The organism is Actinomadura opuntiae (assembly GCF_030283205.1).
Taxonomy (GTDB): Bacteria; Actinomycetota; Actinomycetes; order Streptosporangiales; family Streptosporangiaceae; genus Spirillospora.
On sequence record NZ_JASNWF010000002.1, the window covers coordinates 599,860 to 611,827 of the forward strand.

The window sequence follows — 11,968 nt, forward strand, 5'->3', positions numbered from 1 at the left end:
CCGCCGGACAAGGGGTTGCCACCAGTGCTTCGTCAGGCGTTGCTGTTCGCGTCGCGTAGTAACGGCGCGCGCCGGATCGTGCAGACCGCGCCGTTCACCGGCGACGTCGTCCGCCGCTTCGTCGCGGGGGAGACGATCGAGGACGCGGCGCGCGTCACCGAGGAGCTGACCGCCGAGGGGCTGCTCGTCACGCTGGACGTCCTCGGCGAGGGCACCGAGGACGGTGACCGGGCCGAGGCGAACGCCGACCACTACGTGGGGCTGCTCGAACGGCTCGGGACGGCGGGCCTCGGCACGCGCGCCGAGGTGTCGGTGAAGCCGTCGGCGATCGGACTGACCCTCAGCGAGGACCTCGCCTTGGAGAACGCGCGCCGCATCTGCGGCGCGGCCCGCTCCGCCAGTACGACGGTCACGCTCGACATGGAAGAGCACACCTCGGTCGACGCGACGCTGCGGATCCTCCACGAACTGCGCCGCGACTTCCCCGACGTGGGCGCCGTCATCCAGGCGTACCTGCGGCGCGCGGAGGAGCATTGCGCCGAGCTGGCGTACGAGGGTTCTCGCGTACGGCTGTGCAAGGGCGCCTATGCCGCGCCCGAAGCGGTGGCCTTCACCGACAAGGAAGAGATCGACAAGTCGTACGTGCGCTGTATGAAGGTCCTGATGGCGGGCAAGGGCTACCCGATGCTCGCCACGCACGACCCGCGCCTCATCGACATCGGCGGCGCGCTGGCCGTGCTGAACGAGCGTGACGCCGACACCTTCGAGTACCAGATGCTCTACGGCATCCGCGCGCAGGAGCAGCGCCGCCTGGCCGGGAAGGGCGCGCAGGTCCGCGTGTACGTCGCCTACGGCCAGGAGTGGTACGAGTACTTCATGCGGCGGCTCGCCGAGAAGCCGGCCAACCTCCGGCTGTTCGCGCGCTCCCTCGTCGGCCGCGCCTGAACGGCGTCCGACCGGCGTCCGACCGGTGTCCGGACCCGGGGCCCGCGCCGCGTCAGGGCCGCGCCGATAGGGTGGTGCGGTCACTGGATCCCCACGTCAAGGTATGCCGATGATCGCGATTCTGGGTGCCGGGAAGATGGGCGAGGCGCTGCTGTCCGGGGTGCTCCGGGCCGGCCGCCGCCCGTCCGAGCTGGTGGCGACCGCGCGCCGCGAGGAGCGCGCGGCGCTGCTGCGCGAGCGCTACGGCATCGAGACGGTGTCCAACGCCGACGCCGCCGCCAAGGCCGGGACCCTGGTCCTGGCGGTGAAGCCGCAGGACATGGACGCGCTGCTTGGCGAGATCTGCCCGCATGTCGGCGGCGACCGGCTGGTCATCTCGATGGCGGCGGGCATCCCGACGGCCTTCATCGAGGAGCGGCTGCCCGCCGGGATCCCGGTGGTCCGGGTCATGTCGAACACGCCCGTCCACGTGGACGAGGCGATGAGCGTGATCTCGGCGGGGTCGCACGCGGGCGAGGAGCACCTGAGGCTCGCCGAGGAGCTGCTGTCGCCGGTCGGCAAGGTGCTGCGCATCCCCGAGTCGCTGCAGGACGGCGCCACGGCGCTGTCGGGCAGCGGGCCCGCCTACTTCTACTACCTCGTCGAGGCGATGGTGGACGCCGGGATCCTGCTCGGCATGCCGCGCGCCGCCGCGCTGGAGATGGTGATCCAGTCCGCCGTCGGCGCCGCGGTCATGCTGCGCGACTCCGGCGAGCACCCGGTACTGCTGCGCGAGGCCGTCACGTCGCCGGGCGGGACGACGATCTCCGCGATCCGGGAGCTGGAGCGGCACGGCGTCCGCGCGGCGGTCCTGGAGGCGATCGAGGCGGCCCGCAACCGGGGCCGCGAACTCGCCGGCGGCTGAGCCGCCTCCCTCCCTCCGACCCCCTCCCGGCAAAAAAGTTCAATTCCGAATGATCCGGTTGATCCGGGCAGGGGTGCGGGGACGTGTAAGGGAGTATGGGACTCATACTCCGACTGCTGGTCGCCGCGGGACTCGCCGCGGACGCCGTCGTGCACTGGAGGTTCGCTCCCCAGATGGCGTTCGTGGAGGGCGGTTCCGTCCACGGCGACCTGCTCTTCCGCATCCAGGCCGGGGTCGCCGCCGTGGTGGCGGTGATCGTCCTCACCTACGCGGCCCGCTGGTCGTACGCGCTGGCGTTCCTGGTGGCCGGGAGCGCGGTCGGCGCGCTGCTGCTCTACTACTACGTCGACGTGGGCGCGCTCGGTCCGCTGCCGAACATGCACGAGCCCGTCTGGTACACCGAGAAGACGATCAGCCTGGTCGGCGAGGGCGTGGCGACGGTGGCGGCGGCGATCGGCTTCCTCACCGTCCGGCGCGGGCGCCGCGGCGAGGCGGAGTACGAGCGCGAGCACGCCCACCTCTTCTGACCGGAGCGCGGCCCGGGATCGGCGCACGCGGGGTGACCGGCGAATTCCCTAGCGTGGCTAATGATCTTGGTTTTCGGGGGAAACGATCAGTTCCGCGGCTACCATCCCTGTTGATCTTGGAATCTTCGGGGGAGGCGCGGAATGGACGACCGGAGGCGGCGGGCCGCGGACGCGGCGGTCCCGGTGGAGCGGACGCCGCTGCACCGGGTCCTGACCAGGCTGCGGGTGCCCCGCTTCATGGCCGACCACGCGGCGGCGCTGCTGGCCGCCCACCGGCGCCCGCCCGCCAAGCGCGACGACCGCTGACCTACGCCGCCACCTCCGGCTTCTCGGACGCCCCGAGCGCCGGCGTCGTGACGGACCGGACGAAGCGCGCGGCGTCCCGCATGGCCGCGGCGGCCTCCGGCAGCACCCGGTTCAGCATCTGGAAGACGTGCATCTGCCCCTTCCAGACCTGGAGCTCGCAGTCGGCGCCCGCGGCGGTCAGCGCGTCCGCGAGCGCCCGCGCCTCGTCGCGCAGCACCTCGGCGCCGCCGACCTGGATCAGCACCGGCGGTGTATCGGTCCACGCGCAGGTGAGCAGGGCCAGCCGCGGGTCGTCGAATCCGGCCGGCCCCACTACGAGGCGGGCGACCCGCTGCGCCGCGTAGGCGCTGATGTACGGGTCGCGAGCGCGGCGCTGCGCACGGGTGGACAGCTCGCAGGTCAGGTCGACCCACGGGGAGAACAGGACGATCCCGGCCGGGGACGGCAGCCCCGTCCGGCAGATCTCGCCCGCCAGCGTGGCGGCCAGGTGCCCGCCCGCCGAGTCGCCCGCCACGACGATGCCGGACGCGGGCACGCCCCGGTCGAGCAGCCAGCGGTAGGCGGCGACGGCGTCGTCGAGCGCGGCGGGGAACGGGTGCTCGGGCGCGAGCCGGTAGCGGGGGACCAGCACCGGCAGCCCGGTGTCCAGGGCCAGCCGGGACGTGATGGGGCGATGGGTGCGGGGCGAGCAGACGACGTAACCGCCGCCGTGCAGGTAGAGGATCGCGCCGGGTGGCGCGACCTCGCCGGGCGGCGCGCCGGCGTCGCGGGGGACGACCCACTCGCCCTTGACCGGATGCCCGCCGCCGCTCTCGATCCGCGGATCGTGCAGCGGGACGATCCGGACCCGGGAGCCGGTCCGCATCAGCAGCGCCGCGGCGTCCACGGCGGAGCGGGCGGTACGGATGCTGCCAGCATGGCCGGGGACGCGGTGCATGAAGGGGTGCACGCCCAGGCGGAGCGCGCCGGAGATCGCGCGGCTGCGGACGCTCTGGTCCATCGGCACCTCACTCGCTGTTTCCGTTGTGTTATATACATTCCCCTTTATGTTGTGTAATCAACATCACTGTTCTGTTGCGACGTATGCCGTGTGTGGCGGGGTCTGTGATCCTGGCCACCGGCCCGCCGCGATACCGTGAGGTCATGAGCGTCGCGCCGCCGTCCCCGCCGCCCTCCTCCGGCGGCTGCGGGCTGGAGGTCTTCTGGGACGACCGGCTCGTCTCCTACGACTTCGGGCCCGGTCACCCCATGAACCCGGTCCGCGTCGAGCTGACGATGGCGCTGGCGCGCGACCTCGGCGTCCTGGACCGCTCCGGCGTGCGGGTCTCGCGGTTCGAGCCGGCCGGCGACAAGCTCCTGCGGCTGGTGCACGAGGAGGCCTACATCGCGGCCGTCAAGCACGCGGGCGCGACCGGCCTGCCCGAGCCCCGGTACGGCCTCGGCACCGACGACAACCCGGTCTTCCTCGGCATGCACGAGGCGTCCGCGCTGGTCGCCGGCGCCTCGGTCGCGGCGGCGGAGGCGGTCTGGACGGGCCGCGCCGAGCACGCCGCGAACATCTCCGGCGGCCTGCACCACGCGCTGAGCGGCGCCGCGAGCGGCTTCTGCGTCTACAACGACCCGGCCATCGCGATCGCGTGGCTGCTGCAGAACGGCGCCGAGCGCGTCGCCTATGTCGACATCGACGTGCACCACGGCGACGGCGTCCAGGCCGCCTTCTACGACGACCCGCGCGTCCTGACCATCAGCCTGCACGAGTCGCCGCGCACGCTGTTCCCCGGCACCGGCCTGCCGACCGAGACCGGCGCCGACGGCACGGCGGTCAACGTCGCGCTGCCGCCGGGCACGAACGACGCGGCCTGGCTGCGCGCGTTCGACGCGATCGTCCCGCAACTGCTGCGCCGGTTCCGCCCGCAGGTGCTCGTCACCCAGCAGGGCGCCGACGGCCACGCGCTCGACCCCCTGGCGCACCTGATCCTCACCGTCGACGGGCAGCGGACCGCCTACGCGGCGCTGCACCGGCTCGCGCACGAGACGGCCGGCGGCCGCTGGGTGCTGACCGGTGGCGGCGGCTACGAGCTGGTCCAGGTCGTCCCGCGCGCCTGGACGCACCTGCTGGCGGAGGCGTCCGGCGACCCGATCCCGCCGAGCACCGAGACGCCGCGGGACTGGCGCGAGTTCGTCCGGCAACGGACCGAGGAGATCGCCCCGCTCCGGATGACGGACGGGACGGACGTCGTGGAGGTGCACCGGTGGGGGAACGGCTACGACCCGGCGAGCCCGGTCGACCAGGCGATCCTGGCGACCCGGCGGGAGGTCTTCCCCGAACACGGCCTCGACCCGATGACGGACGAGTGATGGCCGGACGGGCGGCGGTCCGGCGAGCGGCGGCGGGCGAGTGATGGCGGAGACCGGCAAGCCCCCCACGCGCGAGGAGCTGCGCGCGCACCTGGTCCGCACGATGATCGCGGGCGACGTGGCGACGCCGCGGCAGAACAACCTGCTGCACTACCGGCGGATGGCGGCCGGCAACCCGTACTACCAGTTCGGGCTGGAGCTCAAGCCGTCGTGGACGGAGCGCTCGGTGCTGGAGATGATGGTCGAGCGCTGCGGCGTGAACCCGGACCCGGGGCACGTGTACGGCGACGACACCATCGACCCCGAGATCACCATCGACGCGCTGGAGGCGATGGGCGACCGCATCGGCCTCGCGGCGCGCCGCAGGGAGAACGTGGTGGTCGCGACCGGGCACCCGGCCACGCTGACCCCGGTGTACCAGGCCGTCGCGCGGGCGCTGGAGGGCGCCGGGTGCCGGATCCTGACCCCGGCCGCGGGCTGGACGTACGAGATCGACGTCGACTACGGCGGCTCGGACCTGCGCCGGATCGTCTACGCCGAGCCGGGCGTGGCGATGCTGGAGGGCGAGGACTTCCGCACGCACCACACGCACGACCCGCACCCGATGGAGGCGATGCTCCGCGAGCTCGCCGCCGGGACCGGCGCCGCGTCCGGTGGTACCGGCGGGAGCACGGGCGGCGATCCGGAGGCTTGGCCGGATCTGGCCATCGCGGACCACGGCTGGGCGGGCGCGGCCGGGCAGGCCGGCATCGACACCGTCGGATTCGCCGACTGCAACGACCCGGCGCTGTTCGCCGGCGCCGCCGAAGGCAAGGTCGACGTGGTCGTCCCGCTGGACGACGGCGTATCGCCGCACCATTACGCCCCCTTGACGGCCTACCTCCTCGCCCGGGCGGGCCTGTACTCCGGGGATTGACCTTGCTTACCTTCCGGGGCGGCCGCCGGGCCCGCCGCCGGGTGGGACACGGCTGCCGTAACGGTGTTCGTGGGCTTGCGCGGCCCTGCCGCGAACCTCTGAGTCGCAGGTCATCGGCTGTTTTCGATTGACATCCGCTCGGCCGCGACGGGCCGTGCCGCCGGCTTCGCGCTCCGTGCGGCAGCGGCCCGGCGGCCGGCCGGCCGGGGGCGGATACGGAAATGTGCGGAACTCCCCTCTTGCGACTGCCGATACGCGATTTACGCTGGAGGAAGTACACGTGCGTGATCAAAGTCACCCGAAGGGCCGGTGCGCGGCACGTGTGGAAGAGGGCGTCCGATGAGCTCAGGCGAGCGACCTCTCAGCGAGGTCAGGTTCCTGACCGTGGCCGAAGTGGCCTCGGTGATGCGGGTGTCCAAGATGACCGTCTACCGCCTCGTCCACTCGGGCGAGCTTCCCGCCATCCGGGTGGGCCGCTCGTTCCGGGTCCCCGAACAGGCCGTTCACGACTACCTGCGCGACGCGTACATCGAAGCCGGATAACGGGTGCGTGCGGGGGCCGCCGGCACCCGCCGAACCTGCCACCCGGCAGTGCAGGGGGCGCCGGGACGGGCCGTGAGGACCGTTCCGGAGCTGGGGAAACAGGACGAGGACCGGCCGGTGGCCGGCAGGCCGCCGCAGCCGGCGACCGGGCGGCCGGGGCATTCCCGATGCCCCGCGCCACCCCCGGTCCGGAGCCGGTCCGGACACCGCGGGACGGGCGGGTGCCACCCCGCCGTCCGCCCCGCGCGGCACAGTGCCCGGCATCACGCGGCGCGCCGTGACCAGGGCGCGCGGCGCGGTGCCGGACTCCGCGCGCCATGCCGCGGCGAGATCTCCACCTGCGCAGCGGTACCCTTGGGCAGCGGACCGTGCGCGCGTTTCGAGTCATGCTCGCCTGCGGCACGTTCGTCTCCTGCACAACACCCGATTACGCCGAGCGAGGTCTCGTGGGCTCTGTCATCAAGAAGCGCCGCAAGCGGATGGCCAAGAAGAAGCACCGCAAGCTGCTGAAGAAGACGCGCATCCAGCGCCGCAACAAGAAGTGAGCACGCCGGTCGCTCAGCCGTAAGGGGTGGGGCGCACAGTGCCTGCCAAGCCCGTCGCCGCTGCCCGTGTCGTCCTCGTCACGGGCGTCTCCCGGTTCCTCGGGGCGCGGGTCGCGCACGCCCTGCAGGCCGACCCGGGCATCGAGCGGGTCATCGGGGTGGACACGGTTCCGCCCACGATGCCGCTCGGCCGGACCGAGTTCGTGCGGGTCGACATCCGCACGCCCGGCATCGCCAAGATCATCTCCTCCGCGCGGGTCGACACCGTGGTGCACCTCAACCTGGTCACCTCGGCGTCGGTGCCGCGGGCGAAGGTGAAAGAGCTGAACGTCATCGGGACGATGCAGCTGCTCGGCGCGTGCCAGCGCTCGCCCGACGCGCGCAAGCTCGTCGTGCGGTCCTCGGCCGCGGTCTACGGCTCCTCGCCGATGGACCCGGCCGTGTTCACCGAGCGGGACGAGCCCGTCGAGGCGCCGACGTCCGGGTACGCCAAGGACGCCGTCGAGGTCGAGGGGTACGTCCGCGGGCTGACGCGGCGCCGCTCCGACCTGACGGTGTCGGTGCTGCGGTTCGCGAACTTCCTCGGGCCCGGCGTCGACTCGCCGCTGACGCGCTACCTGCGCATGCCCGTCGTCCCGACGGTGCTGGGCTTCGATCCGCGGCTGCAGTTCGTGCACGAGGACGACGGCGTCGAGGTGCTGCGGCGGATGACCGTCGAGGACCATCCCGGCTGCTACAACGTGGCCGGCGACGGCGTGCTGCTGCTGTCGCAGGCGCTGCGCCGCGCGGGCCGCCCGTACGTGCCCGTCCCGGCTCCGTCCATCTCGCTGATGGGCGACATGGGACGGCGGTTCGCGGGCATGTCGGGGTTCTCGCCCGAACTGCTGCGCTGGCTCACCTACGGCCGGGTCATCGACACGACGGCCCTGGAGGACGAGCTGGCGTGGCGTCCGAAGTACGGGTCGGAGGCGGCGTTCGCCGACTTCGCCGCCACCCGGGGCCTCGGACGCCACGGGCCGGCCGCCCGGCTGGCCTCGCTGCTGCGCGGCTGACACGACGCCGGCGCGGCCCCCGGCCGCACGGTGGAAAGGAGGCAGGATGATGCACGCCCGCCACGAGGACGACGGGGGCGCGCAGGTCATCCCGCTCGCCTCGGCCCGCCAGGACGGCGGCGACGAGGCGGGCGACATCGGCGTCGCCGACTCCGGCGCGGGCCCCGGTGCGGGCTCCGCCGCGGCTCCCGGGCCGCTCGAACGGGGCATCGCGTCCGGGCTGGCCTTCCTGCGCCGCCGCATCGCCGGCGAGTACGAGGTCGACGAGTTCGGGTACGACCCCGACTTCAACGAGAGCGTGCTGCTGCCCGCGGCCCGCGCCCTCTACGAGCGCTGGTTCCGGGTCGAGCTCGCGGGCCTGGAGAACGTCCCGGCGGAGGGCGGCGCGCTGATCGTCGCCAACCACTCCGGCACGCTCCCGCTCGACGCGCTGATGCTGTCGGTCGCGCTGCACGACCACGCCCGCCGCCAGGTCCGCCTCCTCGGCGCCGACCTGGTCTACCAGGTGCCCGTCCTCGCGCACCTGGCCCGCAAGGCCGGCCACACCCTGGCCTGCCAGGCCGACGCCGCCCGGCTGCTCGGCAAGGGCGAGCTGGTCGGGGTGTTCCCCGAGGGGTTCAAGGGCGTCGGCAAGCCGTTCGCCGACCGCTACAAGCTGCAGCGCTTCGGCCGCGGCGGCTTCGTCGGCACCGCGCTGCGCGCCGGCGTCCCGATCGTCCCGGCCGCCATCGTCGGCGCCGAGGAGATCTACCCCAAGATCGCCGACCTGCGGCCGCTGGCCCGGCTGCTCGGCCTGCCCTACTTCCCGGTCACCCCGACGTTCCCGCTGCTCGGCCCCGCCGGGCTCATCCCGCTGCCGTCCAAGTGGATGATCCAGTTCGGCGAGCCGATGACGCTGGAGGAGTACGCCGCCGAGGACGCCGACGACCCGATGACCGTCTTCAACATCACCGACCACGTGCGCGAGAACGTCCAGCAGATGCTGTACGACACGCTGCTGCGCCGGGGACCCGCCTTCCTGTGACGGACGGCGCCGGGGCGCGCCCCTAGAGTGATCGCATGCCATCGCTGCGCACCCGGATGGTCGCCCGTGACCTGGCCGAACCCCACCGCGCCTCCAGCCCGCTGGAGCTGCTGTTCGACCTGACCTTCGTCGCCGCGGTGTCGCAGGCCGCCGGACGGCTCGCCCACGCGACGGAGGAGGCGCACACCGCCGGCGCGGCCGGCGCGTTCCTCGCGGTCTTCTTCGCCATCTGGTGGGCGTGGATGAACTTCACCTGGTTCGCCTCCGCCTACGACACCGACGACGTCCCGTACCGCGTCATGACGTTCGTGCAGATGGCCGGCGTGCTCGTGCTCGCCGCGGGCGTCCCGTCGGCGTTCGACGGCGACTTCACCACCGTCACCATCGGCTACCTCGTCATGCGCGTCGGCCTGGTGAGCCTGTGGACGCGCGCCGCGGTCGCCCACCCGGAGGGACGCGCCACGGCCACCCGCTACGCGGTCGGCGTCTCGCTCGTCCAGGTGCTCTGGGTGTCCCGGCTCGCCCTGCCCGGCGACGGCCCGGCCTGGACGTTCGTCGTCTGCGCCCTGGCGGACCTGTCGGTCCCGCTGGTCGCCGAACGCCCCCGGATGACGACCTGGCACCCGCACCACATCGCCGAACGGTACGGGCTGTTCACGATCATCCTGCTGGGCGAGAGCGTCCTCGCCGCGACGAACGCCGTCCAGGGCGCCGTCGCGCACGGCCTCAGCGCCGACCTCGTCGTCATCGCGCTCGCGGGGCTGGCGATCCTGTTCACGATCTGGTGGATCTACTTCTCCGAAGAGCCCGGCGAGGGCCTCGCCGACCGCCGCGACCGCTCGTTCGTCTGGGGCCACGGCCACTACGTGATGTTCGCGGCCCTCGCCGCGCTCGGCGCCGGCCTCGAGGTCGCCGTCGCGTCCGCAGGCGAGGGCGAGCACGGCATCGAGGCGGACGCGACGACCGTGGTCGCCGCCACGGCGGTGCCCGTCGCGGTCGCGCTGGCCATGCTGTGGGCCCTGCACGCACCGCTCGGAATCGTCACCGTCCCGCTCCGCTTCATCGCCGTCGCGGCCGTGCTCGTCCTGCTCACCGTGCTCGGCGCGTCCACCATCGGCGTCGCCGCCTCCCTCACCGCGATCGCCGTCGTGCTGGTGCTGCTCATCGCCGCCATCCTCGCCCGCCAGACCCGGAACTCCACCGCGGCCTGACGTTCAGCGATCCTGTGATCACGGACGGCTATGATCTTGAAGCGAGAGGCACCGGCCACCAGGGGGACCACCATGCTCCGTCGATTCCGGCTCGCGGCGACCATGCTCACGATCGCGGCGGGATCCGTCGCACCCGCGGCACACGCCGCCGCCGACGACGACCCGGCCCCATGCCCGCAGGACGCGGCGTGCCTCTACGAGAACCCCGACTACACCGGCGGCGTCACCGTCCTCCGCTTCGACCGGCTCCCGTCGCAGTGCACGTCCCTGCCCCAGGCCGTCCGGTCGGGCGTCAACAACACCCCGTACTTCCTCAGCCTCTACGACGCCCCCGCATGCTCGGGCAGCAGCAGAGTCGCGCTCCTGCCCGCCCACTCGTCCAAGGCCTTCTCCGCCCCCATGCGCGCGTACCTGTAGGGATCGGCGCGGCCGCGCCGCCGAGTACGATCATCGGGTTCGCGCCGCAGGCGCGCGACCTGACGACGGGGACTCCCATGGCAACCGAGATCACCGCGGACGAGGTACGGATCGACGTCGGGCGCGCGGCGCCGATGAACGCCTTCCTGGCCCGCCCGGCGGACGGCGCCCACCCGCTGGTCCTCGTCTGCGCGGAACTCTGGGGGCTGACCGACCAGGTCCGCGACATCACCCGGCAGGTCGCCGAACTCGGCTACGTCGCCGTCGCGCCCAACCTCTACCACCGCTCCGGCCCCGAGACCGCGTCCGGCTTCGCCGAGAGCGACGCCAACCGCACCCGCGCCTTCGAGCTCCTCGGCCGCCTCACCCGCGACGACGTCGAAGCCGACCTGCGCGCCTGCGCCGCCCACGCCCGCGACCACGCGAACGCCACCGACAAGACCGGCGTGCTCGGCTTCAGCCTCGGCGGCCACATCGCCTTCTTCGCCGCGACCCGCCTCGACCTCGCCGCCGCCGCGATCTACTACCCCGGCTGGCTCCCCGTCGCCGGCACCGCCCTGAGCCGCCCGACCCCGCTGCTGGACGACGCCCCCGCCATCGCCGCCCGCGACGTCCGGACGCTGATGTTCTTCGCCGAACTCGACCACGTCATCGACGCCGACCAGCGAGCCCAGATCAGCGCGGCCCTCGACGCGTCCGGCGCCCGCCACGAGGAGATCGTCTACCCGGGCGCCCAGCACGCCTTCTTCTTCCCCGGCCGCGCCCCTTACGACAAGACCGCCGCCGACGACTCCTGGACCCGCGTCCAAGACCTCTTCAGAACGGAACTCACGCAGTAGCCGTGGGGTGGCTGTGGCGGGCCTGCCGGGGTCGTGTGCCGTTGCGGCTTGAGCGGTTGGCGGTAGGCAGTTGGGGGCTGTGGGGCTGTGGCCGGTGAGTGAGGCGTGCTTTATGGACGCTCGCCGGGCGTGAGCTGGGTGTGGGTAGCGGCAGACGGTGTTGCCCTGTGGTCGCGGTGGCTTGGGGTTGCCGGACTCTGGTGGCGGCGCGATCGAGGCAGGGGCGGTCGCATTTGTGACAGACACCCGGTCTGTCTAAGAGCGTGTCTCATGTGGGCTGTTTGGCGAGCTTCTTGTAGCAGGTGATGGCGGCGGCCAGGACGAGGAAGGCGTTGAACAGGTGGCCGTGGCGTTCGTAGCGGATGGTCAGGCGCCGGTAGC

The 11,968-nt window shown here is 72.9% G+C and carries 14 protein-coding genes; 13 read left to right on the top strand and 1 reads right to left on the bottom strand.

The window, feature by feature from the left end:
• Nucleotides 1-24 precede the first annotated feature (24 nt).
• The 4 genes from QP089_RS06225 (at nt 25) to QP089_RS06240 (ending at nt 2,682) form a co-directional block, all read left to right on the top strand.
• Nucleotides 25-945: a proline dehydrogenase family protein gene (locus QP089_RS06225; RefSeq protein ID WP_285910338.1), complete on the top strand. Its 921-nt coding sequence runs from the start codon at nt 25-27 to the stop codon at nt 943-945.
• 109 nt (nt 946-1,054) lie between these two features.
• The gene (gene proC / locus QP089_RS06230; protein ID WP_285910339.1) at nt 1,055-1,849 is read left to right on the top strand and encodes a pyrroline-5-carboxylate reductase; all 795 of its coding nucleotides are present in this window, start codon (nt 1,055-1,057) and stop codon (nt 1,847-1,849) included.
• 95 nt (nt 1,850-1,944) lie between these two features.
• On the top strand, nt 1,945-2,376 hold the full coding sequence (locus QP089_RS06235) for a hypothetical protein (RefSeq protein WP_285910340.1): 432 nt from the start codon (nt 1,945-1,947) through the stop codon (nt 2,374-2,376).
• A gap of 141 nt (nt 2,377-2,517) precedes the next feature.
• Complete coding sequence (locus QP089_RS06240) at nt 2,518-2,682, top strand: hypothetical protein (protein WP_285910341.1); 165 nt, start codon at nt 2,518-2,520, stop codon at nt 2,680-2,682.
• A 1-nt stretch (nt 2,683) separates the two neighbouring features.
• On the opposite strand, the gene QP089_RS06245 is transcribed toward QP089_RS06240, so the two are convergent.
• The gene (locus tag QP089_RS06245) at nt 2,684-3,682 is read right to left on the bottom strand and encodes an alpha/beta hydrolase (RefSeq protein ID WP_285910342.1); all 999 of its coding nucleotides are present in this window, start codon (nt 3,680-3,682) and stop codon (nt 2,684-2,686) included.
• Nucleotides 3,683-3,825: 143 nt separating this feature from the next.
• Between QP089_RS06245 and QP089_RS06250 the strand changes: the two genes are divergently transcribed.
• The 9 genes from QP089_RS06250 (at nt 3,826) to QP089_RS06290 (ending at nt 11,587) form a co-directional block, all read left to right on the top strand.
• Nucleotides 3,826-5,040, top strand: coding sequence for an acetoin utilization protein AcuC (locus tag QP089_RS06250; protein ID WP_285910343.1), 1,215 nt, complete (start codon nt 3,826-3,828; stop codon nt 5,038-5,040).
• A 43-nt stretch (nt 5,041-5,083) separates the two neighbouring features.
• Nucleotides 5,084-5,956 (top strand): phosphatase, encoded by an 873-nt coding sequence (locus QP089_RS06255; RefSeq protein WP_285910344.1) that lies wholly within the window; start codon nt 5,084-5,086, stop codon nt 5,954-5,956.
• Nucleotides 5,957-6,295: 339 nt separating this feature from the next.
• The gene (locus QP089_RS06260; RefSeq protein ID WP_067466901.1) at nt 6,296-6,499 is read left to right on the top strand and encodes a helix-turn-helix domain-containing protein; all 204 of its coding nucleotides are present in this window, start codon (nt 6,296-6,298) and stop codon (nt 6,497-6,499) included.
• Nucleotides 6,500-6,945: 446 nt separating this feature from the next.
• The gene (locus QP089_RS06265; protein ID WP_018654693.1) at nt 6,946-7,044 is read left to right on the top strand and encodes a 30S ribosomal protein bS22; all 99 of its coding nucleotides are present in this window, start codon (nt 6,946-6,948) and stop codon (nt 7,042-7,044) included.
• A gap of 38 nt (nt 7,045-7,082) precedes the next feature.
• The gene (locus QP089_RS06270) at nt 7,083-8,096 is read left to right on the top strand and encodes an NAD-dependent epimerase/dehydratase family protein (protein ID WP_285910345.1); all 1,014 of its coding nucleotides are present in this window, start codon (nt 7,083-7,085) and stop codon (nt 8,094-8,096) included.
• 46 nt (nt 8,097-8,142) lie between these two features.
• Nucleotides 8,143-9,120, top strand: a complete 978-nt coding sequence (locus QP089_RS06275) for a lysophospholipid acyltransferase family protein (protein ID WP_446474008.1) — start codon at nt 8,143-8,145, stop codon at nt 9,118-9,120.
• 35 nt (nt 9,121-9,155) lie between these two features.
• Nucleotides 9,156-10,331, top strand: coding sequence for a low temperature requirement protein A (locus QP089_RS06280; protein ID WP_285910346.1), 1,176 nt, complete (start codon nt 9,156-9,158; stop codon nt 10,329-10,331).
• A gap of 72 nt (nt 10,332-10,403) precedes the next feature.
• The gene (locus QP089_RS06285; protein WP_285910347.1) at nt 10,404-10,748 is read left to right on the top strand and encodes a peptidase inhibitor family I36 protein; all 345 of its coding nucleotides are present in this window, start codon (nt 10,404-10,406) and stop codon (nt 10,746-10,748) included.
• 77 nt (nt 10,749-10,825) lie between these two features.
• Nucleotides 10,826-11,587, top strand: a complete 762-nt coding sequence (locus QP089_RS06290; RefSeq protein ID WP_285910348.1) for a dienelactone hydrolase family protein — start codon at nt 10,826-10,828, stop codon at nt 11,585-11,587.
• The last annotated feature ends 381 nt before the right edge of the window (nt 11,588-11,968 follow it).